General features: G+C 71.4%; 25 protein-coding genes and 1 pseudogene. 15 read left to right on the top strand and 11 right to left on the bottom strand.

Annotated features, from left to right (window positions below; all coding sequences use genetic code 11):
* Positions 1 to 6 precede the first annotated feature (6 nt).
* Both kdpF and DRB89_RS46090 read right to left on the bottom strand, forming a co-directional pair.
* A complete protein-coding gene (gene kdpF / locus DRB89_RS30365; protein ID WP_112450117.1) occupies positions 7 to 96 on the bottom strand; it encodes a K(+)-transporting ATPase subunit F in 90 nt (29 codons plus the stop codon).
* A complete protein-coding gene (locus tag DRB89_RS46090; RefSeq protein ID WP_275432009.1) occupies positions 93 to 215 on the bottom strand; it encodes a hypothetical protein in 123 nt (40 codons plus the stop codon). Before DRB89_RS46090 ends, kdpF begins: the two co-directional genes overlap by 4 nt.
* A gap of 130 nt (positions 216 to 345) precedes the next feature.
* Between DRB89_RS46090 and DRB89_RS46085 the strand changes: the two genes are divergently transcribed.
* From DRB89_RS46085 to DRB89_RS30350, 3 genes and pseudogenes are all read left to right on the top strand, one after another.
* Positions 346 to 801 carry an SDR family oxidoreductase gene (locus tag DRB89_RS46085; protein ID WP_112450118.1) on the top strand — a complete coding sequence of 152 codons (456 nt, stop codon included), beginning with the start codon at positions 346 to 348 and terminating at the stop codon, positions 799 to 801.
* A gap of 90 nt (positions 802 to 891) precedes the next feature.
* Positions 892 to 1886, top strand: a pseudogene (locus tag DRB89_RS30355) (IucA/IucC family protein); the annotation flags it as partial.
* A 52-nt stretch (positions 1887 to 1938) separates the two neighbouring features.
* A complete protein-coding gene (locus tag DRB89_RS30350) occupies positions 1939 to 3909 on the top strand; it encodes an ATP-dependent DNA helicase (RefSeq protein ID WP_112451529.1) in 1971 nt (656 codons plus the stop codon).
* A gap of 150 nt (positions 3910 to 4059) precedes the next feature.
* Here the strand turns inward: DRB89_RS30350 and lexA are convergent, their stop codons facing one another.
* Positions 4060 to 4851 carry a transcriptional repressor LexA gene (lexA, locus tag DRB89_RS30345; protein ID WP_112451530.1) on the bottom strand — a complete coding sequence of 264 codons (792 nt, stop codon included), beginning with the start codon at positions 4849 to 4851 and terminating at the stop codon, positions 4060 to 4062.
* Between the two features lie 478 nt (positions 4852 to 5329).
* On the opposite strand from lexA, the gene nrdR reads away from it, so the two are divergent.
* On the top strand, positions 5330 to 5842 hold the full coding sequence (nrdR, locus tag DRB89_RS30340) for a transcriptional regulator NrdR (protein ID WP_112451531.1): 513 nt from the start codon (positions 5330 to 5332) through the stop codon (positions 5840 to 5842).
* Positions 5843 to 5983: 141 nt separating this feature from the next.
* Entirely contained in the window at positions 5984 to 8887 is a 2904-nt protein-coding gene (locus tag DRB89_RS30335) for a vitamin B12-dependent ribonucleotide reductase (protein WP_112451532.1), read from the top strand.
* 147 nt (positions 8888 to 9034) lie between these two features.
* Here the strand turns inward: DRB89_RS30335 and DRB89_RS30330 are convergent, their stop codons facing one another.
* Positions 9035 to 9994: a DUF1152 domain-containing protein gene (locus tag DRB89_RS30330; RefSeq protein ID WP_112453930.1), complete on the bottom strand. Its 960-nt coding sequence runs from the start codon at positions 9992 to 9994 to the stop codon at positions 9035 to 9037.
* Positions 9995 to 10064: 70 nt separating this feature from the next.
* On the opposite strand from DRB89_RS30330, the gene DRB89_RS30325 reads away from it, so the two are divergent.
* The 4 genes from DRB89_RS30325 to DRB89_RS30310 all read left to right on the top strand — a co-directional run bounded on the left by DRB89_RS30325 (position 10065) and on the right by DRB89_RS30310 (position 13211).
* Positions 10065 to 10889, top strand: a complete 825-nt coding sequence (locus DRB89_RS30325; protein ID WP_112451533.1) for an arylamine N-acetyltransferase — start codon at positions 10065 to 10067, stop codon at positions 10887 to 10889.
* Between the two features lie 32 nt (positions 10890 to 10921).
* Positions 10922 to 11527 (top strand): YdbC family protein, encoded by a 606-nt coding sequence (locus DRB89_RS30320; RefSeq protein ID WP_112451534.1) that lies wholly within the window; start codon positions 10922 to 10924, stop codon positions 11525 to 11527.
* Positions 11528 to 11628: 101 nt separating this feature from the next.
* Entirely contained in the window at positions 11629 to 12288 is a 660-nt protein-coding gene (locus DRB89_RS30315; RefSeq protein WP_112451535.1) for a histidine phosphatase family protein, read from the top strand.
* An 11-nt stretch (positions 12289 to 12299) separates the two neighbouring features.
* Complete coding sequence (locus tag DRB89_RS30310) at positions 12300 to 13211, top strand: ADP-ribosylglycohydrolase family protein (RefSeq protein ID WP_112451536.1); 912 nt, start codon at positions 12300 to 12302, stop codon at positions 13209 to 13211.
* A gap of 73 nt (positions 13212 to 13284) precedes the next feature.
* Here DRB89_RS30310 and DRB89_RS30305 read toward each other — a convergent pair whose 3' ends face one another.
* Complete coding sequence (locus DRB89_RS30305; RefSeq protein ID WP_239516399.1) at positions 13285 to 14577, bottom strand: AMP-binding protein; 1293 nt, start codon at positions 14575 to 14577, stop codon at positions 13285 to 13287.
* Positions 14578 to 14829: 252 nt separating this feature from the next.
* Between DRB89_RS30305 and DRB89_RS30300 the strand changes: the two genes are divergently transcribed.
* Complete coding sequence (locus DRB89_RS30300; RefSeq protein ID WP_112452578.1) at positions 14830 to 16404, top strand: PQQ-binding-like beta-propeller repeat protein; 1575 nt, start codon at positions 14830 to 14832, stop codon at positions 16402 to 16404.
* Positions 16405 to 16447: 43 nt separating this feature from the next.
* Here the strand turns inward: DRB89_RS30300 and DRB89_RS30295 are convergent, their stop codons facing one another.
* Both DRB89_RS30295 and DRB89_RS30290 read right to left on the bottom strand, forming a co-directional pair.
* Positions 16448 to 18025, bottom strand: coding sequence for a PfkB family carbohydrate kinase (locus DRB89_RS30295; RefSeq protein WP_112452579.1), 1578 nt, complete (start codon positions 18023 to 18025; stop codon positions 16448 to 16450).
* Positions 18015 to 19589 carry a carbohydrate kinase family protein gene (locus tag DRB89_RS30290; protein WP_112452580.1) on the bottom strand — a complete coding sequence of 525 codons (1575 nt, stop codon included), beginning with the start codon at positions 19587 to 19589 and terminating at the stop codon, positions 18015 to 18017. Before DRB89_RS30290 ends, DRB89_RS30295 begins: the two co-directional genes overlap by 11 nt.
* A gap of 170 nt (positions 19590 to 19759) precedes the next feature.
* On the opposite strand from DRB89_RS30290, the gene DRB89_RS30285 reads away from it, so the two are divergent.
* Positions 19760 to 20083: a putative quinol monooxygenase gene (locus DRB89_RS30285; protein WP_112452348.1), complete on the top strand. Its 324-nt coding sequence runs from the start codon at positions 19760 to 19762 to the stop codon at positions 20081 to 20083.
* A 26-nt stretch (positions 20084 to 20109) separates the two neighbouring features.
* On the opposite strand, the gene DRB89_RS30280 is transcribed toward DRB89_RS30285, so the two are convergent.
* From DRB89_RS30280 to DRB89_RS30270, 3 genes are all read right to left on the bottom strand, one after another.
* Positions 20110 to 20553 (bottom strand): CBS domain-containing protein, encoded by a 444-nt coding sequence (locus DRB89_RS30280; RefSeq protein ID WP_112452347.1) that lies wholly within the window; start codon positions 20551 to 20553, stop codon positions 20110 to 20112.
* A 148-nt stretch (positions 20554 to 20701) separates the two neighbouring features.
* Positions 20702 to 21115 carry an SsgA family sporulation/cell division regulator gene (locus tag DRB89_RS30275; protein WP_112452346.1) on the bottom strand — a complete coding sequence of 138 codons (414 nt, stop codon included), beginning with the start codon at positions 21113 to 21115 and terminating at the stop codon, positions 20702 to 20704.
* Positions 21116 to 21233: 118 nt separating this feature from the next.
* Positions 21234 to 21842 carry a TetR/AcrR family transcriptional regulator gene (locus tag DRB89_RS30270; protein WP_112454208.1) on the bottom strand — a complete coding sequence of 203 codons (609 nt, stop codon included), beginning with the start codon at positions 21840 to 21842 and terminating at the stop codon, positions 21234 to 21236.
* A gap of 116 nt (positions 21843 to 21958) precedes the next feature.
* On the opposite strand from DRB89_RS30270, the gene DRB89_RS30265 reads away from it, so the two are divergent.
* Together DRB89_RS30265 and DRB89_RS30260 are read left to right on the top strand one after the other, a co-directional pair.
* On the top strand, positions 21959 to 22588 hold the full coding sequence (locus DRB89_RS30265; RefSeq protein ID WP_112452345.1) for an NAD(P)H-dependent oxidoreductase: 630 nt from the start codon (positions 21959 to 21961) through the stop codon (positions 22586 to 22588).
* A gap of 378 nt (positions 22589 to 22966) precedes the next feature.
* A complete protein-coding gene (locus DRB89_RS30260; RefSeq protein WP_112452344.1) occupies positions 22967 to 23188 on the top strand; it encodes a DUF6243 family protein in 222 nt (73 codons plus the stop codon).
* Positions 23189 to 23282: 94 nt separating this feature from the next.
* On the opposite strand, the gene DRB89_RS30255 is transcribed toward DRB89_RS30260, so the two are convergent.
* Positions 23283 to 23846, bottom strand: a complete 564-nt coding sequence (locus DRB89_RS30255; RefSeq protein ID WP_239516398.1) for a winged helix-turn-helix domain-containing protein — start codon at positions 23844 to 23846, stop codon at positions 23283 to 23285.
* A 756-nt stretch (positions 23847 to 24602) separates the two neighbouring features.
* Between DRB89_RS30255 and DRB89_RS30250 the strand changes: the two genes are divergently transcribed.
* Both DRB89_RS30250 and DRB89_RS30245 read left to right on the top strand, forming a co-directional pair.
* A complete protein-coding gene (locus DRB89_RS30250) occupies positions 24603 to 25805 on the top strand; it encodes an acyl-CoA dehydrogenase (RefSeq protein WP_112452343.1) in 1203 nt (400 codons plus the stop codon).
* Between the two features lie 49 nt (positions 25806 to 25854).
* Positions 25855 to 26313 (top strand): Rrf2 family transcriptional regulator, encoded by a 459-nt coding sequence (locus DRB89_RS30245; protein ID WP_112452342.1) that lies wholly within the window; start codon positions 25855 to 25857, stop codon positions 26311 to 26313.
* Positions 26314 to 26416: the final 103 nt, after the last annotated feature.

Here is a 26416-nt window from a genome sequence, read left to right as displayed (position 1 = left end):
CGGGGCTCAGAACCTCTCCGGGAACACAAGGGCGAGGACGAGGTAACCCAGCAGTCCGAGGGCGACCAGCAGGCCGATGACGTTTTCGGCGTTCACAGCTTGGCCACCCCCTTGGCGACGAGGACCACCAGTGCGAAGACCGCGATCGTGACGAAGACGAAGGCCAGATCGGCCATCGTGACTCCCGGAGGATTCGGAGGGTGTTTTTCGGACACCTCTGAGTGGAACCCCTCTTCGAGGCCTCACGGGCTCCCTTGACGGGGCCCATACGCCGGGTGGCGCGGCCTTGACGGGTTCCTAACGCGCGATTCGGCGCCGGCATCGCCCGCCGGCGTCGCCCGCCGGCTGGCCGGGGCCGGCATCCGCGTCGTACTGAACTCCGCGCGCAGCGAGGGCGCGGGCAAGGCCCTCGCCGCCGAGCTCCCGGACGCCGTCTACGTACGCGGCGACGTCGCGGACGCGGACGACGCGCGGCGCATCGTCCGGACCGCGATCGACACCTACGGCTCGATCCCGTACGCCGTCAGCAAGGCCGCGGTCAACCGCATGACGCGGCTCCTGGCCTCCCAGCTCGGCCCCGCCGTCCGGGTGAACGCCATCGCGCCCGGCCTCATCGACACCCCCTGGTACGAGGGCGAGGACCAGGTCTGGGAGAGCTCGCGCGAGTGGATCACCGAGAACACCCCGCTGCGCCGCGTGGGCACCCCGGACGACGTGGCCGAGGCCGCGCTCCACCTGGTGAACGCCGCCTACACGACCGGCGACGTCCTCACCGTCGACGGCGGCCGACACGTGGTCTGACCGCCCGGCCGGGCCCGGCACCCCAGTCCCGCCCCAGCCCGAGTGGTTCGTCGGCGGCGGCAGAGGTGTAGAAGAGCCAGCCCGTATACCTTCCTCATCCGGGCCCGCACGCTCCTCGGCCTCGACGGCGCCCCCCTCGGCCACCTGGTCCGCGAGCTCAGCGCCACGCTCGCCGCCGATGCCCGCATCGATCACACCGCGCTCACCGCCGACGTCCTCGCCGACCTCGACTACGCCGCGCTCGAAGGCCACCAGACCGGACACCCCTGGCTCGTCCTCAACAAGGCCGGATCGGGCTGTCCGCCTCCGACACCGCCGCCTGGGCCCCCGAGGCCCGGACCGGCCAGCGCCTGCCCTGGCTCGCCGCGCACACCCCCCGCGCGCACTACCGGGGCACCGCCGGCCTGGAAGACCCGGCACGCCTCTACTCCGTCGAGCTCGACCCCGTCACCCGCGGCGTCTTCGACCGGCCCCTGCGCGAGCGCGGCCTCGACCCGCTCGGCCACCTCTACCTCCCGGTCCACCCCTGGCAGTGGGACGAGGTCGTCCTGCCGCCCTTCGCCCCGGCCCTCGCGGCCGGCACGCTGGTCCCGCTCCCCGCTCCCCGCTCCCCGCACGGGGAGAACGCCGTCGTGATCTTCGACGAGCAGGACGTCCCGGTCCGGCTCGCGGTCAAGGACTTCGTGGACGACGTCAACCTCTGCGCCGAGCCGCTGCCCGAGCCGGCCGCCATGCCCAACGAGGTCCGCGCGGTGCTGCTCACCGAGCCCGCGGACTTCCTGCCGCAGTTCATCCACTCCGGGCTGTTCGTCGGCGTCTTCCGCTACCTCTCCGTCCTCTGCGAGGACCGCCTCGGCGTCCCGGAGGACACCTTCCGGTCCCTCGTACGGGCGGAGATCCTGCGCCACCACGCCCGCTTCCCGGAGCTCAAGGAGCGCTACGCGCTCTTCGACCTCCTCGGCGAACGCATCGGCCGGCTCTGCCTCAACAGGAACCGCCTCTACGAGGACGGCTACCGCGACCGCCCCGACCGCCCGCACGCCGTGCAGCACGGAACCGTGCCGAACCCCTTGTACCGGCGTTGATCCCCCGTCCGTGCGGCCGCTGTCGGTGGCGCCCCGTAGGGTTGGCACTGCTATGACGAAGCCCTCCCTCCCCGACCTGCTGCACGCCGCCGTCTCCGCCGTCGGCGGCACGGAGCGCCCCGGCCAGGTGGCCATGGCCGAAGCCGTCGCCGAAGCGATCGACGGCAACTCCCACCGCCTCATCCAGGCCGGTACCGGTACCGGCAAGTCCCTCGGCTACCTGGTGCCGGCCCTCGCGCACGGCGAGCGCGTGGTCGTCGCCACGGCGACGCTGGCCCTTCAGCGCCAGCTCGTCGAGCGCGACCTGCCCCGGACGGTGGAGGCGCTGCATCCGCAGCTCCACCGCCGCCCGCAGTTCGCCATGCTCAAGGGCCGCTCCAACTACCTGTGCCTGCACCGCCTGCACGAGGGCGCCCCGCAGGACGAGGAGGAGGGCCTCTTCGACCAGTTCGAGGCGGCCGCCCCCACCAGCAAGCTGGGCCAGGACCTGCTGCGCCTGCGCGACTGGGCGGACGAGACCGAGACCGGCGACCGCGACGACCTGACCCCGGGCGTCTCCGACAAGGCCTGGTCGCAGATCTCCGTGTCCTCCCGCGAGTGCCTGGGCGCGACGAAGTGCGCGTACGGAGCCGAGTGCTTCGCGGAGGCCGCCCGTGAGCGGGCCAAGCTCGCGGACGTCGTCGTCACCAACCACGCGCTCCTCGCCATCGACGCGATCGAGGGCGCGCCCGTGCTCCCGCAGCACGAGGTGCTGATCGTCGACGAGGCCCACGAGCTGGTCTCCCGGGTGACCGGAGTCGCCACCGGCGAGCTCACCCCCGGCCAGGTCAACCGCGCCGTGAAGCGGTCGGCGAAGCTGGTCGACGAGAAGACCGCCGACTCCCTGCAGACGGCCTCCGAGACCTTCGAGCGCGTCATGGAGCTGGCGCTCCCCGGCCGCTTGGAGGAGATCCCGGAGGACCTCGGCTATGCGCTGATGGCCCTGCGGGACGCCTCGCGCAGTGTGATCTCGGCGATCGGCACCACCCGCGACAAGTCCGTCCACGACGAGGACGCCGTGCGCAAGCAGGCCCTCGCCGCCGTGGAGAGCGTGCACGGGGTGGCGGAGCGGATCATGGCCGGCTCCGAGTACGACGTCGTCTGGTACGAGCGACACGACCGCTTCGGCGCCACCCTCCGGGTCGCTCCGCTCTCGGTCTCTGGCCTGCTGCGCGAGAAGCTGTTCGAGGACCGCTCGGTGGTCCTGACCTCGGCCACCCTCAAGCTCGGCGGCGATTTCAACGGCGTCGCGGCGTCGATGGGCCTGTCCCCGGAAGGCGTCGAAGGCGACGACGTACCTCAGTGGAAGGGCCTGGACGTCGGCTCGCCGTTCGACTACCCGAAGCAGGGCATCCTCTACGTCGCCAAGCACCTGGCCACCCCCGGCCGCGAGGGCACCCGCGGCGACATGATGGACGAGCTCGCCGAACTGATCGAGGCGGCCGGCGGCCGCACCCTCGGACTGTTCTCCTCCATGCGCGGCGCCAAGGCGGCCGCCGAGGAGCTGCGCGGCCGGCTCGACAACCCGATCCTGCTGCAGGGCGAGGAGACGCTCGGCGAGCTGATCAAGAACTTCGCGGCCGATCCGAAGACCTGCCTGTTCGGCACCCTGTCGCTCTGGCAGGGCGTGGACGTGCCCGGGCCGAGCTGCCAGCTGGTGGTCATGGACCGGATCCCGTTCCCGCGCCCCGACGACCCGCTGATGAGCGCCCGGCAGAAGTCGGTCGAGGAGCGCGGCGGCAACGGCTTCATGTCCGTCGCGGCGACGCACGCGGCGCTGCTCATGGCCCAGGGCGCCGGCCGGCTCGTTCGGGCCACCGGCGACAAGGGCGTCGTCGCGGTACTGGACCCCCGGCTGGCCACGGCCCGGTACGGGAGCTTCCTGCGGGCCACGCTGCCGGACTTCTGGTACACCACGGACCGCAACCAGGCCCGCCGCTCGCTCGCCGCGATCGACGCGGCCGCGCAAGCCGAGGGCAAGTAGACGCAGCCCAAGTGGACGCGGCCCAAGCACGCGCAAGGCAAGCACGCGCAAGGCAAGCACGCGCAAGGCAACCAGGTGCAGGGCAGAAGGCACAAAGCAGCTCCGGGACCGGCGCAGTGGGTCCCGGAGCTGGATGGGGGCGCGGGGAGGTCAGACCCGGCGCAGTACGGCGACGACCTTGCCCAGGATGGTGGCCTCGTCGCCGGGGATCGGCTGGTACGCGGCGTTGTGCGGGAGCAGCCAGACATGGCCGTCCTCGCGCTTGAACCGCTTGACCGTGGCCTCGCCGTCGAGCATGGCTGCGACGATGTCGCCGTTCTCCGCGACCGGCTGGCGACGGACCGTGACCCAGTCGCCGTCACAGATCGCGGCTTCGATCATCGAGTCGCCGACGACCTTGAGGCAGAACAGTTCGCCGTCACCGACCAGCTGGCGGGGGAGCGGGAACACGTCCTCCACCGACTCCTCGGCGAGGATCGGGCCACCGGCCGCGATCCGGCCGACCAGGGGCACGTACGAGGCGGCGGGCTTGCCCGTGGTGTCGGTGGGCTGCGAGCTGGGCTGGTCGGACCCGCGCACCTCGTAGGCCCGCGGGCGGTGCGGATCGCGGCGCAGGAAGCCCTTGCGCTCCAGGGCCATCAGCTGGTGCGCCACCGACGACGTGCTGGACAGGCCGACCGCCTGGCCGATCTCCCGCATCGACGGCGGGTAGCCGCGCCGCTGCACCGAGTCGCGAATGACCTCGATGACCCTGCGCTGCCGGTCCGTGAGTCCGGAGCTGTCGGCGCGGATGCCTGGAGGTCGCCCTGGCATCGAGCGTGCGGGGCGTACGGGCTCCGCCTCCGGGTTCAGGCTTGCGTCATTCATGGCATGCACCGGCTCGAGTCGGCTCTGGGAGCGGTTCTGGGCAGTGATGGTGGCACTGTCTGCGGTGGTGGTCACGTCGGCCCCTCTCGAAATGTTCTCCCTAGCTGGACAACGGTAGTTGCTTTCGAAAGGTTGCGCCAAACACACGTTCGAGTGAAAAAACGCAGATCACCCGGCGTGGTCATACCTGGGGGTGTATGGCTGGCCGTCGGGCCATCCGGACCGAACGCGGGTTCGGCTTCGGGGCCACGGCTTACGGTACCCTTCCGGGTCGGGTCGCCACCGTCCGGGTTCGCGCCCAGTGTGGCACCGAGAGGCCTTGTATCCGGCCATCGGACGCTGCGACACGCGGAGCGCCGTAAATCCACCACAACCCAAGATCTAGTGGTTGGATGAGCGCTGCCACCCAGAAGTTGTGGTCCTCGGTCTGCCGAGGGTCTCGGCATCGCATATGCTTGTGGCTGCTTCCCGAGCCCCCCGACAGAGCTTCGCCTCTGCCGTTCAGGGGTCTCGCGAGGTGATTCAGTCGTGCCAAGAGGAGGGTGAGGGAACCATGCACTGCCCCTTCTGCAGGCACCCCGACAGCCGTGTCGTCGACAGTCGGACCACCGACGACGGCACGTCGATCCGCCGGCGCCGCCAGTGCCCCGACTGCTCCCGTCGCTTCACGACGGTGGAGACGGCCTCGCTGATGGTGATCAAGCGCAGCGGGGTGACCGAACCCTTCAGCCGTACCAAGGTCATCTCCGGCGTGCGCAAGGCGTGCCAGGGGCGGCCGGTCACCGAGGACGCCCTCGCCAAGCTCGGCCAGCGGGTCGAGGAGGCGTTGCGCGCCACCGGTAGCGCCGAGCTGACCACCCACGACGTGGGTCTGGCCATACTCGGCCCGTTGCAGGAGCTCGACCTGGTCGCGTACCTCCGGTTCGCGTCCGTTTACAAGGCGTTCGACACACTCGAAGACTTCGAGACCGCCATCACGGAACTCCGTGTGCCGCGGTCTCACCCCGAAGAGTGCGAGCCCGGTGGGACCGTTCCGGTCCCCGTGCCCGCCTCCGCCGCCGACTGACCGGACAGCCCGCACCGCGCTGCACGCGCATCGCGGAGCGGCCGGCCGGTACGGCGAAGAGACGTAGATACAAGACACAGCACCGTGCCGCGGAATAGCGCTGGCACTTTAGGGCGTTTTGCCCGCATTGGGAGGAACGGCATGACAGAGACGGCGAGCAGCTCGGCACGAGGTTCCCGCTCCAAGGGAACCAAGACTGCCAAGAGCGGCCTGCGTATCGAGCGCATCCACACCACCCCGGGCGTGCACCCGTACGACGAGGTGACCTGGGCGCGCCGCGACGTCGTCATGACCAACTGGCGCGACGGCTCGGTCAACTTCGAGCAGCGTGGCGTCGAGTTCCCCGACTTCTGGTCGGTGAACGCGGTCAACATCGTGACCAGCAAGTACTTCCGGGGCGCGGTCGGCACCCCGCAGCGCGAGACCGGTCTGAAGCAGCTCATCGACCGGATCGTGAAGACCTACACCAAGGCCGGCGAGGACTTCGACTACTTCACGTCGCCCGCCGACGCGGAGATCTTCGAGCACGAGCTGACCTACGCGCTCCTGCACCAGATCTTCAGCTTCAACTCGCCGGTGTGGTTCAACGTCGGCACGGCCCAGCCGCAGCAGGTCTCCGCCTGCTTCATCCTCGCCGTCGACGACTCCATGGAGTCGATCCTCGACTGGTACAAGGAAGAGGGCATGATCTTCAAGGGCGGCTCCGGCGCCGGCCTGAACCTCTCCCGCATCCGGTCCTCCAAGGAGCTCCTCTCCTCCGGCGGCAACGCCTCCGGTCCGGTCTCCTTCATGCGCGGCGCCGACGCGTCCGCCGGAACGATCAAGTCGGGCGGCGCCACCCGCCGCGCGGCCAAGATGGTCGTCCTGGACGTGGACCACCCGGACGTCGAGGACTTCATCGCGACCAAGGTGAAGGAAGAGGAGAAGATCCGCGCCCTGCGCGACGCGGGCTTCGACATGGACCTGGGCGGCGACGACATCACGTCCGTCCAGTACCAGAACGCCAACAACTCCGTCCGCGTGAACGACGAGTTCATGACGGCCGTCGAGAACGGCACCGAATTCGGCCTGCGCGCCCGCATGACCGGCGAGGTCATCGAGACGGTCGACGCCAAGTCGCTCTTCCGCAAGCTCGCCGAGGCCGCTTGGGCCTGCGCCGACCCGGGCATCCAGTACGACGGTGTGATCAACAACTGGCACACCTGCCCCGAGTCCGGCCGCATCACCGCGTCCAACCCCTGCAGCGAGTACATGCACCTGGACAACACGTCCTGCAACCTCGCCTCGCTCAACCTCATGAAGTTCCTGAACGACGATGGCAAGGGCAACCAGTCCTTCGACGCCGAGCGCTTCGCCAAGGTCGTCGAGCTGGTCATCACCGCGATGGACATCTCCATCTGCTTCGCGGACTTCCCGACGCAGAAGATCGGCGAGAACACCCGCGCCTTCCGCCAGCTGGGCATCGGCTACGCCAACCTCGGCGCCCTGCTGATGGCCACCGGGCACGCGTACGACTCGGACGGCGGCCGCACCCTCGCCGCCTCGATCACCTCGCTGATGACCGGTACCGCGTACAAGCGCTCCGCCGAGCTGGCCGCGATCGTCGGCCCGTACGACGGCTACGCCCGCAACGCCGAGTCGCACAAGCGCGTCATGAAGCAGCACGCCGACGCCAACGCCGTCGCGCCGCGCACCGAGGACCTGGACAACATCATCTGGGCCGCGGCCACCGAGGCCTGGCAGGACGTGATCCACCTCGGCGAGAAGAACGGCTTCCGCAACTCGCAGGCCTCCGTCCTCGCGCCCACCGGCACCATCGGTCTCGCGATGTCCTGTGACACCACCGGTGTCGAGCCGGACCTGGCCCTGGTCAAGTTCAAGAAGCTCGTCGGCGGCGGCTCGATGCAGATCGTCAACGGCACCGTGCCGCAGGCCCTGCGCCGCATGGGCTACCAGGAAGAGCAGATCGAGGCGATCGTCGCCCACATCGCCGAGCACGGCGTGGTCGTCGACGCCCCGGGCCTGAAGCAGGAGCACTACTCGGTCTTCGACTGCGCGATGGGCGAGCGCTCCATCTCCGCGATGGGCCACGTCCGCATGATGGCCGCGATCCAGCCCTGGATCTCCGGCGCGATCTCCAAGACGGTCAACATGCCGGAGACGGCGACCGTCGAGGAGATCGAGGAGATCTACTTCGAGGCGTGGAAGCTGGGCGTCAAGGCGCTCGCGATCTACCGCGACAACTGCAAGGTCGGCCAGCCCCTCTCCGCGAAGAAGAAGGAAGAGGAGAAGGTGGAGGTCACCGCCAAGGCGGAGGACACCATCCGGACGGCCGTCGAGAAGGTCATCGAGTACCGCCCGGTCCGCAAGCGCCTTCCGAAGGGCCGCCCGGGGATCACCACGTCCTTCACGGTCGGTGGCGCCGAGGGCTACATGACCGCGAACTCCTACCCGGACGACGGTCTCGGCGAGGTCTTCCTGAAGATGTCCAAGCAGGGTTCGACCCTCGCGGGCATGATGGACGCCTTCTCGATCGCGGTCTCGGTCGGTCTGCAGTACGGCGTCCCGCTGGAGACGTACGTCGCGAAGTTCACGAACATGCGCTTCGAGCCGGCCGGTATGACGGACGACCCGGACGTGCGGATGGCGCAGTCGATCGTCGACTACATCTTCCGCCGCGTGGCGCTCGACTTCCTGCCCTTCGAGACCCGCTCGGCCCTCGGCATCCACTCCGCCGAGGAGCGTCAGCGCCACCTCGACACGGGCTCCTACGAGCCCCTCGAGGAGGAGCTCGACACCGAGTCCCTGACCCTGTCGGCCCCCGTGGCCCCGCTGGTCGCGGTCCCGGCCGCCCCGGCCCCGAAGCCGGTCGCGGTCGCCCAGGTCCCGGCCCCCAAGACGGCGCACTCCAACGCCGAACTGGTCGAGATGCAGCTCGGCGTCTCCGCCGACGCCCCGCTCTGCTTCTCCTGCGGCACGAAGATGCAGCGCGCCGGCTCCTGCTACATCTGCGAGGGCTGCGGCTCCACCAGCGGCTGCAGCTGACACCGGGCGCGGGCCCGTCGGGCGCCACGTCCGACGTAGCCCGCGCAGGCGGCTGACCAGCAGTGCACGAAGGGGACCGGCCGAAGGCCGGTCCCCTTCGCCGTGCGCCGGAGCCCCCGCGCACGTCCGTACACATCCGTACGCGGCTCAGTGCGGGAAGGTCCGGGCCGGCCGGGTGGTGATCTCGTCACGGAAGATCGCGATCTGCGAGCTCACCTGGCGCATCAGGTGGGTTTCCTCGATCCGGTCGAGGTAGAGGCAGCGGGCGGCCAGGCCGGTCAGTTCGAAGGTGAAGCAGAGCGACATCAACGGGTTCACGAAGAGCTCGCCGCCCCGGGTCCGGTCGGTGAAGCGGACGTCCCCGAAGGAGCCGCGGACGGCCGCGGCGATCGAGCCGTTCACGATGCTCGGGCGCTCCGGGGTGTGGTCCTGCGCGTGGGCCACGGCGTCGAGGTACAGCGCGCCCTCCCGGGTGGCGCGGGATATCGAGAACGCGCCGAGGTACGCGCCGTCCCGCTCCAGCGCCGCGATGTTCTCCAGTACCAGCGCGTGGTTCACCCCGTGGTACGCGTCCACGCCGAAGCCGACCGAGACGACCAGGCGCTCGGCCACGTCGTCCAGCGCGGCCAGCGCCGCCACGCTGGCCAGGTCCTCCTCGGGCGTGCCGAGGCCCGCCTCGTCGCCGCGCATCAGGATGTCGGTGCCCCCGTCGACCAGGACCACCGCGTCGATGCGGTGCAGGTCGATCAGCGTCCGGTAGGCGGCCCGCAGGGGCTGCACGCCGACCTGGGGGAAGGCGTACACCGTGGACGGGTATCCGTGGATCTTCAGCCACCGGGCCAAGGTCCGCTCCGGGAAGTACGGCTGGTGCGGCGCGGAGAGCGGGGTGACGGCGGCGAGGTCGGGGGCCACCCAGTGGTCGAGCGGGAGGCCGGCGAGCGCGCTGAAGGAGAGGTTGGCCAGGTACACCTCCTTGCCCTGGTGCAGGAGGGAGAGGGCGATGGGGAGCCCGGAGTAGATGTCGAAGCCGCCGCCGGCGCCGGCGACGAGGATCCGTTCGCACGGGGCCAAGCGGTCGAAGATAGGGGTGGTGTGCAGGGCCGTCATGCCGATCATTGTGTGGGGCGGTACCACCGGGGCGCTCCGTGTTTTTCGTGAAGCGCAGAGCGGGGAAGCCATGTGGAGCGGTGACGAGCTGGACCTGGACGCCTATCTGGCGAGGATCGGCTGGGACGGTGGGGAACTCCGGGCGGACCTGGCGACGTTGAAGGCAGTACACCGGGCCCACACCGGTGCGATCACCTTCGAGAGTCTGGACGTGCTGCTCGGCCGCCCCATCGAGCTGGAGGTCAAGGCGATCGAGGGGAAGCTCGTGCACGCCGGCCGCGGCGGCTACTGCTACGAGCAGAACACGCTGCTGGCCGCCGTCCTGGAGCGGATCGGCTTCGAGGTCTCCGGGCGCGGCGCCCGCAACCGCACCCGGGGGGATTCCCTGCTCGCGGTGACGCACGCGATGCTCGTCGTCACGGTGGACGGGGAACCCTGGCTCTGCGACGCCGGGTTCGGCTGGCAGACGCCGCGCGAGCCCGTGCCGCTGTCGCGCCCCGGCACCGAAGCGCGGCAGGGGGAGTGGGTGTTCCGCGTCCGGGAGGAGGCGGACGGAGTCCTCGTGCTCTGCGTGTCGCGCGAGGGCACCTGGCGCGACCTGTACGCCTTCTCGCCGCAGCCCTACCACCCCGTCGACTACGTGGTCCTGAACCACTACACCTCCTCGCACCCCCGCTCCGCCTTCGTCGGCCAGGTCATCGTCCAGCGCCCGGGCGACTCCGCTCGGGTGGCCCTCGTGGGCCGGGAGCTCACGCGGCTGCGGCCCGACGGGCGGGTTGAGCGGCGGGAAGTCGCCTCGGACGGGCTGCTCGCCCTGCTCGACCGGGAGTTCGGGCTTCGGCTGCCCGAGCGGGACGCGTCCGAACTCCTGCGGATGTACCGCGCCGGGGACTGACCCGGGCCCCGCCGGGACCGTACGATGGCGCAGTGCTGGTCAAGTGGATTCGCTGCACGGTGACGGACCGACGCGGGTTCGAGCGCGGGCAGCGCAAATGGGCGGGGCTGCCTGGCGAACCCGGATTCCGGGGACAGGGCGGCGGCTGGAGCCGGGGCCGGCAGGGGGTGGCGCATGTTTTCGCGTTCTGGGAGAGCCGCTCCTTCTACGACTCCTTCATGGCCCGCTCGCACGACAGGCTGGCCGCTTCCCAGAACGGCACCTACACCGACGCGCGGGTCACGCTCTTCGACCACCGCTTCGATGTGAAGACGGGCTTCGAGCCCCGCTTCACCGACGCCGACGTCGTCCGGGTCGCCCACACACGGGTGCGCGAGGGCCGGGTCGACCACTTCGCCCTCATGCAGGAGAAGGTGTGGAACCCGGCCATGGCAGGCTCGCCCGGCATGGTCCGGGGCCTCTTCGGCGAGGCTCCCGGCCGGGAGTTCCTGGTGCTGTCGATGTGGCACGCGGCGGCCGAGCACGGCAAGTACCGCCAGGAGCGCGTGGAGCGGCTCTCCCTGCGCGCCCAGATCCAGGCCGACGTGGAGGCCCTCACGGGAGACGTCGTCGACCTCGAGCCCTCCTGGACGGTCTGACCGCGGGCAGACCGGTCCGACAAGCCGACTGTATGGTCGCCGTCCGGCCGACCGGCGTGCCCCGGTCGGCGTGCCCGCTGATGGCCGAATAGGGTCGTGGGATGGTTCGACCACGGCGCATCGTCCTTGTCCGACACGGGGAATCGGAGGGGAACGCCGATGACACGGTGTACGAGCGGGAGCCCGACCACGCCCTGAGGCTGACCCGCGCCGGCCGCGAGCAGGCCGCGGAGGCCGGCGTCCGGCTCCGGGAGCTCTTCGGCGGCGAGCACGTCAGCGCGTACGTCTCCCCGTACCGCCGGACCCTGCAGACCTTCCGGGAGCTGCGGCTGGACCCGGCGCGCGTCCGGATGCGCGAGGAGCCGAGGCTGCGCGAGCAGGACTGGGGCAACTGGCAGGAGCGGGAAGACGTACGGCTGCAGAAGGCGTACCGGGACGCGTACGGCCACTTCTTCTACCGCTTCGCGCAGGGGGAGTCGGGCGCGGACGTCTACGACCGGGTCGGGGCCTTCCTGGAGAGCCTCTACCGCAGCTTCGAAGCCGAGGACCACCCGGAGAACGTCCTGCTGGTGACGCACGGTCTGACGATGAGACTGTTCTGCATGCGCTGGTTCCATTGGTCCGTGGCCGAGTTCGAAGCCCTCTCCAACCCCGGGAACGGCGAATACCGGGTCCTGCTGCTCGGACCCGACGGGCGGTACCGGATGGACCGCCCGTTTGAGCGGTGGACCACAGCCGAGCCCTACGACCTGGACGGCTAGAGTGAAGCGCGATGACCTCTGACTCCTCTTCCGAAAGGCGCTACGCACGCGCCATGGCCAGCCTTCGAGGCCTGGCCCTGGGTGACGCCCTGGGCTCCCAGTACTTCGTCCCCGTGAACTACCCGCTGCTCAAGCGGCGCGAGCTGCCCGCCGGAACCGATCCGTGGCAGTGGACGGACGACACCGAGATGGCCTGCTCGGTGGTGGCCGTACTCGCCGGGCACGGACGGGTCGACCAGGACGCGCTGGCCGCCTCCTTCGCCCACCACCACGACTTCGACCGCGGCTACGGGCCCGCCGTGAACCGGATGCTGCGCCTGATCCGCGAGGGCGCGGACTGGCGCACGCTCGCCGCCGAACTGTTCAACGGGCAGGGCTCGTGGGGCAACGGCGCGGCCATGCGGGTCGCCCCGCTGGGTGCCTGGTACGCCGACGACCCGGAGCAGGCCACCCACCAGGCGGAGATCTCCGCCTACACCACCCACCAGCACCGCGAAGCGGTGTGCGGGGCGATGGCCGTGGCCGCCGCGGCCGCTCTGGCCGCCGCTCCGGACGGGCCGCCGAAGGCCGCCGACCTGCTGGACGGGGTCATCGCGCTGGTTCCGCGCAGCGCGGTGGGTGCCGGTCTGCGCAGGGCGCGCGGCATGCTGGACTACGACGACGCGACGACCGTCGCGGCCGTCCTGGGCTGCGGGCGGCGCACCAGCGCCCACGACACCGTGCCCTTCGCCCTGTGGTCGGCGGCGCGGAGCCTGGACGATTACGAGCGGGCCTTCTGGACCACAGCCCAGGTCGGCGGCGACGTGGACACCACCTGCGCGATCGTCGGCGGGGTGCTGGGCGCGCGCGGGGACGCGGTGCTCCCGCAGGCCTGGCTGGCACGGACCGAGGCCCTGCCTGCCTGGCTGCCGGACATCTCCTGACCGGCCGGTCGCCGTCGCGGTCACCGCTGGTGTGGCCGGGGCTCGGAGCTGGGGAGATGTCCCGATCCGATTGTCACGGTCCTGACACAGAGCTCTTTTGATCCTGTTCAAAACATCCCTCCACCGGCCTACTCTGTCCGCTGCGCCGCCCCCACTGGGAAGCCGGGGGCGGCTGGACAGGGGAGGGAAGCGATGTCGGACAACACCGGCAGGAGCACCGGCGGGAACGCCGGCGAGAGTGCGGGCGGCCAGGGCGGCCAGGGCGGCCAGGGCGGCCAGGGCGACGGGGGTGCCGCTGCCGGCGCCGCCGAGAGCGCCGCACAGCAGGCCGCAGCCGCAGCCGCGCCCGCGCCCGCCGCGGGAGCGGGGCAGGGATGCCGCTTATACACAAACATAGTAGGTCGTCGGCAGCGTCAGATGTGTATAAGGGACGACCCTCGCGCAGTGCGTCGAGCCAGCTCTCGGCCACGGCGGGCAGCACCGACGTGACGGTGACCCGCTCCCGTTCGATGACCGGAAGGCATGCGTCGGGTCCCGGGTCCTCGGCCAGGACGACGGTGCCGCCCGCGGAGAGGGTGCCGAGGATGCCGGGGCAGCCGAGGGCGAAGTGGGACGCGGCGGGCAGCGCGGCGAGGTACACGTCGTCCTCGGTGAGCGAGACCAGCTCGGCGGCGGCCCGCGCCTGGGAGGCGTAGTCGTTGTGGGTGCGCGGTACGAGCACGGGCTCCCCGGCGGCACCGTCCGCGAGCAGGAGGAACGCCACCTGGTCGGCGCGCTGCACGAGCGGCTGCTCGGGCGGGGAGTCGAGGGAGGCCAGCGGGAAGTAGTGGCAGCCGGACGGGTCGGTGGTGAAACCGCCGTACGGGGACGCGGCGCCCGGCGCCTCCAGGGGGAACACCCTGCGCAGGAAGGGCCCTTCGGCCGCGATGTCCGCGGCCATCGCCGTGTGGTCGAAGCCCCGGTACGTCGAGGGGCCGACGTAGCCGGTGGCCTGGCTGACCCGCACGATGTGCGACAGCTCGGCCGCGCGGTGCGTGACCGGGCACAGCACGGGGACCACGCCGGCGCGCATCAGCGCGAAGACGGTGGTGACGAACTCGGGGACGTTCGGCAGCTGGACGACGACCCGCTGCCCGCGCCGCAGGCCACGCAGCCGGAACCCGGCGGCCATGCGGTCCGCCCGCCGGTTCAGGGTGGCGTACGTGATCCGGTTGTCGCCGTGCACGAGCGCGGTCCGCGGCCCGAACCGCAGGGCCCAGCCGCGCAGCAGGCTGTCCAGCGTGGTGCCGCGCCAGTGCCCGGCCGCCCAGTAGCGGTCGACGAACTCCTCGGGCCAGGGTGTGTAGCCGTCCGGCATGGGTGTCATGCGCTTCCTTCCGTCCCGTCGGTCTCGGCACCGGGGAGCGACCCGACCCTGCCGTCCTGATCTTGGCCATCCAAGCCGTGGGCACCCCCTCGCGCGCAATGCGCTTTCCCGACCAAGGACGCCGGATTCCCTCAGCAGAAACCCCAACACACACCGCTGACCAGCAGGTATGTTCGATCTGGGAAGATCGGGCCTTGGTCCGAGCCCACATGTGCGTCTCCGTCTCCGTCTCCGTCTCCGGAGGGTCCCTGTATGACTGCCGTACCCACTGTCCTGCGCGTTTTCGGCGACGGTCCGTTCGCCGAGGCGGGCGAGCCGGGCGCGGCCGTCACCGACGAGCGCTCGGGGCTGGTCGCGGTGGGCGGCGACGTGGGACGGCTCCGGTGGAACGGCCACGGCAGCGGAGAGCGGCGGTGGACCGAGCACCGGATCGGCGTGTACGAGCGGGACGGCCTGCGGTGCCGACATCTGGTGCCGTCCCGCCACCGGGTGAACTGCCTCGCCTTCCATCCCGTCCTGCCCCTCCTCGCGGTCGGCACCGGCTCGTACGACGGCGGCTGCCATTTCACCGGCGAGCTGCTGCTCGTCCACCTGGACACCGGCGAGACCGTGTCCGCGCTGGAGCACCCGCGCGAGGTGGTCCGGATGGAGTGGCGGAGCGCGACCGCGCTGAGTCTGGCCGTGGCGCCCGCGGACGACTGGGAGGACCCGCTGGCGCACGAACGGGCGCACCCGGCCGTGATCGAGCGCGCCGACTGGTCCGCTGTCGGGCACCAAGGCGTCTCCGCGGTGGAACTGGCGGCTCCGGCTGAGGAGTTCGACCGGGCGGACCCCGGCGCGGACGCCTCCTGGCTGCTCCTCGGCCTCGCGGGCTCCGCGGGCCGGGACTGGAGCCCGCGCACCCGGGTGCGGGCCGTCGAGGCCCTGCCGGACGGCCGGGTCCTGGCCGCACTGGACGGCGTACTGGCCGAGGCGTGGCTGCCGTCGGGCGAACGGCAGTGGGCCGTCGAGGACGAGGAGGGCGGCCGCGAGCTGCTCCTCGCCCCGGACGCGGCATCGGTGTGGGCCAACGCGGAACGCCCGCGCCGTCCCCACCGCACGGCACGTCCCGCCCCGCGGGTCGCCCGTCTCTCCGCCGACGACGGGCGCGTCCTGGAGAACCTGCCGGTGGAGGACGCGGTGACCCTGCTGAGCGGCGGCGGCCGTACGCTCCTGCGCGCCCTGGAGGGATACCGGGGCACCCGGCCGCTGACGGTCCTGGGCCCCGACGGCCTTGCGCAGGGGCCGGCCGTCACCGGTTTCGACCCGCTCAACCACGCCTTTCCCGTCCGCCACGCGAGCGCGCCGTACCTTCTGGTGGGCGCCGACCCGCACAAGCCGCATGCGGACAAGTGGATCGCGACGGTCGACGCGGACGGCACGCTCCGCCGGATCTGCCCGCATTCCCCGGAGCCCGGGGAGCACCACTTCGGCGGTCCGGCCGCCGAGACCGGCGGATCCCTGGTGTACGCGGGCACCGTCTTCCCCGAGGACGGGTCCTACGTCGTGCGCCGCTCCCTGGCCGACGGGGCCGTGCGGTGGCGGTTCCGGTCGGAGGTGCCCGCGACCGCTCTGGACACCGACGGGGAAGTGGTTCACGTCGCCGGCGCCGACGGCACGCTGCTGGCACTCGACGCCTCCGACGGCTCGGTGCGGTGGCGTACGCAGCTGCGGGTCCACGGCGCGGCGACCGTCGCGCTGTCGCTGGCGGCGGCCCCCGGCGGAGGACTGCTCGCCGGAACCGCCGACGGCCGGATCCTGCACCTCGCCGACCGGCCACGGCCCTGAATTCCGGCGCCGGCGGGCGGTGAACGGGCAGGCCGGCCCCCGGTCAGATGTGGGAGAATCCCTGGTTCTGAAGCGCCCGGTCCAAGTACCAGAACGTGCGGTCGATGGCGTGCCTGGGGAAGGTGCTCGTGTACGGCTCGGCGGGGAGCGGGACCGATTCGCATCCGTCCTCGGCCAGGACGATCACCCGGTCGAACCCGTAGTGGCCCTGGAACAGGCCGATCTCGTGGATCACGTTCTGGCGCGCGACGAGCTGGCCGTCGCCCGTCGCGTCCTCCGCGGTCAGCACGCAGATCGCGAAACTGCAGCGCTGCAGGTAGTCGGTGAGCGCCTCGGTGACCGGCCTGCTCCCCCAGGAGTCCGACTCGAACGAGTACACCGGCAGGCCGAACCGGCGCTCCACGAAGGACTTCACGGCGAGCCACTCGGGGCTGCGGCCGTGGGCGATGAAGACTCCCGCGGGAAGGGCCGCCGCGCGCCGGGCCGCGTCGTGGGAGCGGATGAAGTCCTTGGTGACGGCGGCCAGTCCGCCGTGGCCGTGACTGCCGACGTAGCGCAGCTTGTGCCGGGCCAGGGTCATGCCGAGCAGGGAGCCGAGCTCCACTTGCAGCCGGTCGCTCGTCAGGACCGCGAGCAGGCCGGCGGCGAACACGTCGCCCGCCCCGGTGGCGTCCTCGATCTGGTCGTCGGCCAGGACGATCTGCGGGTGGAAGTCCTCCACCGCCTTGCCGTTCTCGCTGCGCCAGACGTGGATCCCGGTGCGCCGCTTGACGACGATGACGCTCCTGTCGTTCGCGAGGCCCTGGAGGAGGTGCCCGGCGATGTCCTCGTCCGTGTCGCCGCCGTTCCTCCTGCCGAGCTCGTGGAACTCGCGGTGGTTGAGCATGAGGTACGCGGTCAGCCCGCAGATCCCGAGGACCTCCTCGGTCGGCAGGGTGCACCAGACGTGCCCGGGATCGAAGCTGATCAGTGTGGCGGGGCTGGCTTCCTTGACCGCGCGCAGGGTGGCGAGGAGGGCGGCGGGCGTGCGGTCGTCGAGGAACGAGGTGACGTGGACGACCCGGGCGGTGGCGAGGTACGCGACGACCTCGTCGAAGGAGCGCGCCAGGTGGTCGGCCATGGCGCTGTTGGCGCCGGCGTGGGTGAGGAGCGTCCGGTCGCCGTCCTCCGTCAGGGAGAAGCAGATGCCGCAGAGGTGGTCGTCGTCCCTGAAGACGAACGGGTGGTCCACACCGAGGCCGCGCAGTTGGTCGATCGCCGACAGCCCGGGGCCGGGTACCCGGCCGGCGACCCCGACGTAGCCCAGGTTCAGGCCCAGTTGGAGCTGGGCGAGCACGTTGACCGCGTTGTAGGCGGAGCCGCCCAGGGACGTCTGCAGCGTGGACGTGTTGATCGCTTCGAGCGCCGCGAAGACCGTGGCCTCGTCCACCGCGGTCTCCGTACCCCATTCGGGGACGGGTGCCTCGCCGTCGAGCAGTTCGGCGATCCGCGTGGTGAGCGGCCGGCGGTCCGGGCTCGCGTTCCTGTCGACATGGGTGATGTAGTCGAGGTTGAGCGCCCCGATCCCGACGACGTCCAGGGCGAAGCCGGACCGCGGTCGGTTCGTCGGATCAGCGGTCATGCGGATGTCCTCCCCGGGCCAGGATCCGTTCCCTGACCAGCATGCGTTCCAGTTCCACGAAGGTTGCGCCGATGCGGCCGGGAGCGAAGTCCAGGCGGATCAGGCCGGCGTTGTTGGAGAACTCCTCGCATCCTTCCTCCGCCAGGATGGCGACCTTGCCGAAACCGTAGTAGCCCTGGAAGACGCCCACCTGGTGAACGGCGCTCTCGCTGGCGCGCCGTTGACCGGCGGCCATCACCCGGGAGGCCGACAGGACGCAGATCGCGAACGCGCAGCGGCCCAGTTGTTCGCGCATCACCTGCGGGTGGCGGGCGTCCTGGCCGCGCGGGTGGTTGAGGGTGTGGACCGTCAGCCGGCAGTCGTCTTCCAGGAACGTCCGCAGGGCGTCCCACTGGGCGTCCTCGTCGTGGGCCACGAGGACGGCCCCGGGGCGGGTGCCGGGCGCCGTGAGCGCTTCGGTCGACTGGAGGAAGCCCTCCCGGCCGAGCACCGGCAGCGCGGACGTGCCGGTGTGCGCCTGGACGGCCCGCAGGCGCGAGAGGCTCAGGCCGAGGAAGGATCCGAGCTCGGCTTGGAGCCGGGTGGAGGCGAGCGCGGCGATGACCGACGCCGAGAACACGTCGCCGGCCCCGGTCGCGTCCTCGATGGCGCCCTCCCGGACCGGTCGGCGCAGTTGGAACCGCTGGGCGAGCACCCCCGTCGGCGCGGTCCGGAAGACCTCCACGCTGTCGTACCGCTTGGTGACGAACACGGTGCAGCTCGGGCCGCACCTGGCCAGCACCCGCTGGGAGAGGACCTCGTCCGACTCCCCCAGTGCGTACTCGCCCAAGGCCTTGAACTCCCTGTGGTTGACGAACAGCAGGTCGCTGAGGGCCAGGATGCCGTCCACCGCCCCGCTCCGGTTCTCCGCCCACGCGAAGCCCGGGTCGAAGCTCAGCAGCAGGGCCGGATTGATCCGGCGTGCCCGGCAGAGCACTTCGAGCAGCACCGGCGGGGTCAGCTCGTCCAGGAACGACGTGACGTGGACGATCCGGGCCTGCGCCAGGTAGTGGGCGATCTGCTCGCCGTTGCGCGTCAGGTGCTCGGCCATGAGGTAGTTCGCACCGGGATGGGTGAGCATCACCCTCTCGACGTCCTCCAGGTACGACAGGCAGACGCCGGCGAGCCGTTGCGGCCTGCGGGCGACCCAGCGCCGGTCGATGCCGAAGAGGTCCATCTGCCGTACGAAGGACAGCCCGGGCGTCTCGATCCGCCCGGCGACTCCCACGTAGCCCAGGGTCAGGCCCAGCCGCATCTGGGCGAGGGTGAAGGTGGTCAGCCACGCCGAGCCGCCCAGGGAGGCGTCCAGCGACGCGGCGCCGAGCCTGCCGATCGCCTTGGAGATCGCGATCTCGTCGATGGGGCCCTCGGTGTTCCACTCGAAGCGCGCGGTGGACTCGGAGACCCGGTCGGCCATGTGCGCCGACAGCCGCGAAACGCTCGCGATGTAGTCGACGTTGAGCGCCCCCACCCCGACGATCTCCGGACCGTGCCGCCTTGCGTCGGAGCGACTCGCAGCGTCCATGGCACCCCCATGCCGACCGGCCCACCGAATCCGTGGCGGAGACATACCCCGTCGGCGTGCGTCTCTCACCCGCGCGGGGCGGCGACGTCCGGGGGAGGGTGCGGCGACGTCTGGGGGAGGGTGCGGCGGCGACCGGGAAGCGGTGCGGCGGCCGCGCCTACAATGGCCGAATGATCTTCATTGTGGTCAAATTCCCCGTCAAGCCCGAGTACGTCGAGCAGTGGCCCCGGAAGGTCGCGGCCTTTACCGACGCCACCCGCGCCGAACCGGGCAACCTGTGGTTCGAGTGGTCCCGGAGCCTGGAGGAGCCGGACACCTACGTCCTGGTCGAGGCGTTCCAGGACGACGCGGCGGAGGCGCACGTCACCTCCGACCACTTCCGTGCGGCGCTGGAGACCATGCGCCCGCTGGTCACCCGTACGCCGGAGATCGTCAGCACCACCATCGAGGGCGCGACCGGCTGGAGCCGGATGGGCGAGCTGCAGGTCGACTGACCCTCACCGCTTTCACCGCTCGCCCCTCACCGCTCGCCCCCCTCCGACTCCGACTCCGCCGCCGCTGCCGCGATGGAGGCGAGCGGGGAGCCCGGATCCCGTTCCACTTCCAGGTCGCCCAGGGTGACTATGCCGACGAGCTCGCCGCTCTCGGTGCGCACCGGCAGGCGGCGCAGCGCGTGCCGGCGCATGAGGTCGACGGCCTGGTCGACAAGGTCGTCGGGCCCGACCGTGAGCGGATCGGTGCTGCATATCGCGCGCACGGTCGTCTCGGCGGGATCACGGTCCTCGGCCAAGGCCCGGATGACGAGGTCGCGGTCCGTGAGGATGCCGCGGAGCCGGCCCTGGTCGACGACCAGTACGTCCCCGATTCCGGCGTCGCGCATCACGCGCGCGGCCTCTGCCAGTGAGGTCAGCTGGTCGACCGTCACGGGGTTGCGCGTCATGACCTCGTGGACTCGTCGGGTCATCGCTCCTCCTGGTGCTGGAGGCGGCAGGGCGCCCGCCATGCGGCGCCTACCCTCCCCCGGGCGGCGCAAACCCGGTCGGGGCGACCCTGAGTCCCGGCGGCGATCGGCCGCTGACCTGCGGGTACGGGCGCCGGCGCGGTCGTGGATGTCAGCGGGCCAGGAACTCCTCAAGGAGCCTGTCGAGGTCGAGGGACTCCTCTCCTACGTCGGTGATCGCGTACGTCTGCTCCAGGAAGCCCGAGAGCGCGCGGGCCTCCACGAAGAGGACGGCGTTCCGCTCGCCGTCGGCACTGGGGCCCCGCAGGGCGACGCGGAGTTCGTCGTCGCCGCCGGGTGCCCGGTGGGGGCTGAAGGCGACGTCCCCCTCACCCACCGGGGTGTGGAGTCCCTCGGCCAGCATCTGCCGGTCGAAGTGCCAGCGGGCCAGGACGGTGGGCCCGTCGAAGAAGACCGCCTGGACCACGTACGGGTCTTCGCCGTCGTAGGAGAAACGGGCGCGGAGCGGTACACGGCACCGCTCCGCGTCGAGGCGGACAACGGTCTGGGCAGACACAAAGGACATCTACGGCCTCCGGGGTGGGATGCGCGGTGGCACGCGTGTGCCCCGCTTCACCCTTGTCACGCAGGTCCGATCGGGGGACCCGCCCGGCCGGGGGCCGCCTTCAGTGCGCCGGGGCCGGTCAGGCCCGACAGACGCGCTCGACCAGGTCCTGCCAGGCCCGGGCCATCCGGTCGACGTGGTCGGTGGGTTCCTCGTCCCGGGCGGCCGCCAGGTACAGCAGGAAGGGGCCTTCGAGGGCGGCGGTGAGCTGCACCGCCAGCATGTCGAGGTCCGCGCCGGGGAGGGGAGCCTGGCCGAGGAGCACGCGGATGTGGATCCTCGACATGCTGCGCTCTCCCGCCGGTACCGGCAGGGAGCCGTCGAGAGCGGCCCGGGCGATGGCGTGGTGCCGCAGCTGGAAGGCGATCCGGGCCCGGCCGTAGGCGACCAGCCGCTCCACCGGATCCGCCCCCGGCCCGAGCGGCTCGGGGCCCGACAACACCTCCTCCTGGAGGGCGCGTTCGGCGTCGTCCAGCAAGGCGTGGAAGATGCCCGCGCGGCTGCCGAACCTCCGGAACACCGTCCCCTTGCCCAGGCCCGCCCGCTCGGCCAGGGCGTCCATCGTCAGCTTCTCCACGCCGCGCTCGGCGATCATCTCGCGGGCGGTGGACAGCAGCAGCACGCGGTTGCGGACGGCGTCGGCGCGCTCGGCTCGGGGCGCTCCCACTGGCAGGACGGGTCGATTCACGAGGTCCACGCTACAGCGGGACTTCTAAACGGGGTAAAGTCCGTTTATGCTGGCTGACGGAGCCACCACCGGCCGACCATCCGGGACCTGCATCCCGCTGACCTGCGGAGACACCCATGACCTTGCTGCGTCTTGATTTCAGCCTCTTCCCCGACACCTCGGCCGGCGCCGAGATCGCCGACGTCGTGGAAGCCGAATGGACCGCCGCCCACCCCGGCGAGCCGGTCGTACGCCGCCACCTGGGGACCGACCCCCTTCCGGCCGACGCCTGGGCGCTGGCCACCGTGGCCGGGTTCACACCCGAACCCGCCCGCACCGACGCCCAGCGCGGAGCCCTCGCCCTGGCCGGCGCACTCACGGAGGAGCTCGCGGGCGCCGACGCACTGGTGCTCGCCGTCCCGCTGTACAACTACGGCGTGTCCCAGCACTTCAAGACCTGGGCCGACCTCGTCATCACGGGAGCGGGCGGCCCCACTCCGATCCTGGAGGGCAAGCCGGCCGTACTGGCCACCGTGCGCGGCGGCGGCTACGGCCCCGGCACCCCCCGCGACGGCTGGGACCACTCCACCCCCTACCTCAGGCGCATCCTCGCCGACGTCTGGCAGGCCGACCTCACCGTCATCGAGCGCGAACTCACCCTCGCCGCCACCACCCCGGGCATGGAAGGCCTCCGCGACCAGGCCTCCGAGCTCCACGCGCAAGCCCTGAAAGCCGCCCGCGACACGAACCTCGCCCCGGCCAGCTAGTGCTGTGACCGGAAAGGTCCACCGGGTCGCGGCGCCCGGCACGGCACCTCGCCGCGTTGTCGGACCACACCGGTACGGCCAGTACGAGGCGTGGTCCTCCGCCTTGCGATGCACCGCACCGGACACCACGACCCGGCAAACCTTCCCGGCCACAGCACTAGAGATCATCCCGGGGCGGCGAACGGGTTGGTGTGCGGAGCCGACGGAACCGGGTAACGTCTTTGTCATGTTCTTCCAGTTCTTCCAGGCGCCGATTTACGAGTGAGAGCGTGATGGGCTCCTGCTGACGTCCCTCGACGTCCTGACGTCCTTCGACGTCGCTGCCCGTCCCCCACCGATGAATCCGTAGATCACTTCACATCATTTCCGGGAGAACCCGTGACCGTCAGCAAGAACATCAACAACCCCGTGGGCATGGGCGGCGGCCAGCGCAAGAGGCTGTCCCGCGCCGAACGGCAGAACAACGGTCCGCACCGCAACCTCGACCGCAAGGGTGCCGCCGACCAGAAGGCGGAGCTGGTGCGCAAGATGCGCGAGAAGGCCGACGCGGCCGAGGGCGCCGGGCAGGCGGGCGACGCGGCCGACGCCGCACAGAGCTGACGCACAGCCGCCGCAGGGCGGCACCGCACGGAGCAGGGCCCGGACCGCGACGCGCGGTCCGGGCCCTGCTGCCGTTCGCGCACTTCCGCTCCGCTCACCGGTGATCGGGCACGTACTTGTAGCCGACCCGGCGCACCGTGGAGATGCGGTCCCGGTGGGCGGGACCGAGCTTGCGGCGGAGCCGGGCCACGTGGACGTCGACGGTTCGGCCGTCACCGATGTGCCCGTACCCCCAGATGCCGGAGATCAGGGCCTCCCGCGCGTGCACCGTGTACGGGTGGCTCACGAGGTGGGCCAGGAGGCTGAACTCCAGGTAGGTCAGGTCCAGTTCACGGCCGTCGACCTCGATCATCCGCCGGGCGTGGTCCACCCGGATGGCGTCGTCGGAGCGGACGGGCCCGAGCGGCAGGGCCGGTTCGGGTTCCGGTGCGGGAGCCGGAGCCTGCCCGGTCTCGAAGGGCTGGACCTCCGGGCGTATGCCGTGCGCGTTCATCAGGGCCACCGGATCGACGTTCGCCGGCAGGAACACGAGGTACCCGACGCGGCCGTCGCCCGTCCCGGCGGCGGGGTAGCCGGGCAGGCGGTCGCCGACCAGTTGGAGGCGGGGGGCCGGAGAACGGCGCAGGGCGGGTACGGGAACGGGAAGCGCGGTGGTCACGATGAGCCCCTTCGGCTGCACGGAGTGGGGTACGGATGCCGGATGTCCGGCCACGACGGGGCATGGGGGGCTCCGTGACGGGCCGACCGGGACGGCCGGCGCGCCGCACACACCGGGCGGGCCCGCACGGCACAGAGGGGCCGGGGTGCGGGGAAGCGCGGCACACGGAGGAGGACCGCGACCGGAACGCCGGTGCGCGTCGGAGGAATGCCCTGCGAAGAAGCCCTAGAAGAGTCGGCAGACGGCGCTGGCTACGCGACGGAAGTCAACGTGCCTGCGGCGTACCAACAACGGCTGCGACGGGGACATGGCCACATCGTGAGGTGCGCGACGGGCGCGCGTCAAGACTTCCCTACTAAGAAGATAGGAAATGATGGATGTTCACCGAAGCTGACGCACCGACCGGTACCGATAATGCGGTCAAACCCTCCTGAATGGGTCGTCGCACACCCTTTTGACTCTCCGTCATCTTTCATCCCAAGACGGAAGCGTCCACCATGCGGTCACACCCTTGCCCGGAGGGCCACTTGGGGCGAGTATCCCTATCAATCCGATGGGAAAGGTGGGAATGCGACCGGCACCCCCGCCCGTGCCCGTCACCTCACCCGTGACCACCGGCCGACGCCCGCCGACGCCCGCCGACGCCCGCCGACAACGTTCCGGAGTATCCGACATGACCACCGCCATCCCGCATGGCACCGCCGTCCGCCCGGTCCCCGCGCCACTCACCCGCACCCGGGCCTGTCGGTGACGCCGGTGCCGACGACACCGAGCACCGCCGGCCGCCGGCCCGCCGACGAGCGGCGCCGCACGCTCCTGCGGACCGCGCGCGATGTGGCGGACGACCTCGCCGCCGACGCCATCGCCCGTGACCAGGCGGGCGATTCGCCGACCGACGAGTTGGCCCGGATCCGCGAGGCCGGCCTGCTGGCAGCCCTCACCCCGCCCGGGCCGGGCCGCGGGACGGACTGGCGCACCGGATGCGCCGTCATCCGGAAGATCGCCACGGCGGACAGCTCCATCGGCGACGTACTCGCCCGCCACTACGTCCACGCCTGGAGCGGACGCTTCTACGGGAGCCACCAGGACCCGGCCGCCTTCGAAGAGGAGTCGGTGCGCGAGCAGTGGCTGTGGACCGGCGCGATCCGCACCCCCGCGCCCGACGACGTCACCGACGGACCGCGCCTCACCCCGAGGCCCCGCAACACCGGCTACCTGCTGACCGGCCGCCGGTTCGTGGACACGGCCGCGGCCGTTTCCGACCAGCTGGTGGTGGACGCCGTCTGCGCCGCGACCGGCGACGTCCTGGTCGTACGCATCGCGCCCGGTACGCGGGGCGTGACCGTCGAGCCCGCGCACGACCGCCTCGGGCAGCGCGTCGCGGGCGCGGGGCAGGTCGTGCTCGACCGGGTCTCCGTCACGCCCGAGCAGGTGCTGGACCATCGGCCGTACGACGAGGAGTCGACCGCCCCGTTCACCGCGCTCGCCGAGCCGGCGCTCCAGCTCGCCCTGTGCCACGTCGGCCTCGGCATCGCCGAGGGCGCCCTCACCGAAGCACGCGACCTCAGCAGGGGCGGGCGCGCGTACCGGCTGCCCGGTGAGGACCCGGACCTCTTCCTGACGTACGGGGAGCTCGCCTCTGCCGCCCAGACGGCCACCGCCATGGTCGACCGGGCCACAGAGGTGATGGCGCAGGCCCTGGACACGGGTGCGCGGCTCGACGACGAGGAGCCCGCGGGCGTCGCCGCGCTGGTCGCCACGGCCGAGACCGTGACGTCGAAGGCGGCCCTGCACATCACCGCGCGGGTGCTGGAACTCGCCGACGCCCCCGGCCTGGACCGCTTCTGGCGCAACGCCCGCGTCCTGACGGCCCACCACCCCGCCGCACACCGACTGCGCTCCATCGGCGAGCACTACATCAACGGCTCCCACCGGGCGATGGCCGCGACCTTCCGCTGACCCGGGGCGCCCGGACGCGGGCCGACTCCGGGTGCGGGATAATGCCACCATGCGGATTTCAGCCAGGGCGGACTACGCGGTACGTGCCGCACTGCAGCTTGCCGCGTCGCAGGACGACGGCCCGGTCAAGGCCGAAGCCATCGCCGACGCGCAGGACATCCCGCACAAGTTCCTCGAGGGCATCCTCAACGACATGCGCCGGGGCGGTCTCGTACTGAGCCAGCGCGGCGGCAACGGCGGCTACCGGCTGGCCAAGCCCGCCCAGTCCATCAGCATCGCGGACGTCATCCGCGTCGTGGACGGACCGCTCGTCTCGGTGCGCGGGGTCCGCCCGCCGGACCTGTCCTACACCGGTCCCGCCGAGGCCCTGCTCCCCCTGTGGATCGCACTGCGGGCCAACGTGCGCGAGATCCTCGACGGCGTGTCGCTCGCCGACGTCGCGTCCTCGGACCTGCCGGCCGCCGTGTCCGAGCTGGCCCACGCCCCGGACGCCTGGACCAATCCCTGACCTCCGGCCCCATCCGCACCCAGGCGGTCACCTCCAAGGTCAGCGCCGTGAGCGCCGCCCCCACGGTCCGCACCCTAATCACGGAGCGCCCGACGTCCCTTAA

This window comes from Streptomyces sp. ICC4 (genome assembly GCF_003287915.1).
GTDB lineage: Bacteria > Actinomycetota > Actinomycetes > Streptomycetales > Streptomycetaceae > Streptomyces > Streptomyces tritrimontium.
Note: the sequence above shows the minus strand (reverse complement) of the source record. Positions and strands in the feature narration are given on the sequence as shown.

Excerpts from the sequence above, each read along its gene's own strand:
- DRB89_RS30350 (WP_112451529.1), top strand. The coding sequence starts at position 1,939 with ATGACGAAGCCCTCCCTCCCCGACCTGCTGCACGCCGCCGTCTCCGCC.
- nrdR (WP_112451531.1), top strand. The coding sequence starts at position 5,330 with ATGCACTGCCCCTTCTGCAGGCACCCCGACAGCCGTGTCGTCGACAGT.
- DRB89_RS30335 (WP_112451532.1), top strand. The coding sequence starts at position 5,984 with ATGACAGAGACGGCGAGCAGCTCGGCACGAGGTTCCCGCTCCAAGGGA.
- DRB89_RS30330 (WP_112453930.1), bottom strand. The coding sequence starts at position 9,994 with ATGACGGCCCTGCACACCACCCCTATCTTCGACCGCTTGGCCCCGTGC.
- DRB89_RS30325 (WP_112451533.1), top strand. The coding sequence starts at position 10,065 with ATGTGGAGCGGTGACGAGCTGGACCTGGACGCCTATCTGGCGAGGATC.
- DRB89_RS30315 (WP_112451535.1), top strand. The coding sequence starts at position 11,629 with ATGGTTCGACCACGGCGCATCGTCCTTGTCCGACACGGGGAATCGGAG.
- DRB89_RS30310 (WP_112451536.1), top strand. The coding sequence starts at position 12,300 with ATGACCTCTGACTCCTCTTCCGAAAGGCGCTACGCACGCGCCATGGCC.
- DRB89_RS30305 (WP_239516399.1), bottom strand. The coding sequence starts at position 14,577 with ATGACACCCATGCCGGACGGCTACACACCCTGGCCCGAGGAGTTCGTC.
- DRB89_RS30300 (WP_112452578.1), top strand. The coding sequence starts at position 14,830 with ATGACTGCCGTACCCACTGTCCTGCGCGTTTTCGGCGACGGTCCGTTC.
- DRB89_RS30295 (WP_112452579.1), bottom strand. The coding sequence starts at position 18,025 with ATGACCGCTGATCCGACGAACCGACCGCGGTCCGGCTTCGCCCTGGAC.
- DRB89_RS30290 (WP_112452580.1), bottom strand. The coding sequence starts at position 19,589 with ATGGACGCTGCGAGTCGCTCCGACGCAAGGCGGCACGGTCCGGAGATC.
- DRB89_RS30285 (WP_112452348.1), top strand. The coding sequence starts at position 19,760 with ATGATCTTCATTGTGGTCAAATTCCCCGTCAAGCCCGAGTACGTCGAG.
- DRB89_RS30280 (WP_112452347.1), bottom strand. The coding sequence starts at position 20,553 with ATGACCCGACGAGTCCACGAGGTCATGACGCGCAACCCCGTGACGGTC.
- DRB89_RS30275 (WP_112452346.1), bottom strand. The coding sequence starts at position 21,115 with ATGTCCTTTGTGTCTGCCCAGACCGTTGTCCGCCTCGACGCGGAGCGG.
- DRB89_RS30265 (WP_112452345.1), top strand. The coding sequence starts at position 21,959 with ATGACCTTGCTGCGTCTTGATTTCAGCCTCTTCCCCGACACCTCGGCC.
- DRB89_RS30245 (WP_112452342.1), top strand. The coding sequence starts at position 25,855 with ATGCGGATTTCAGCCAGGGCGGACTACGCGGTACGTGCCGCACTGCAG.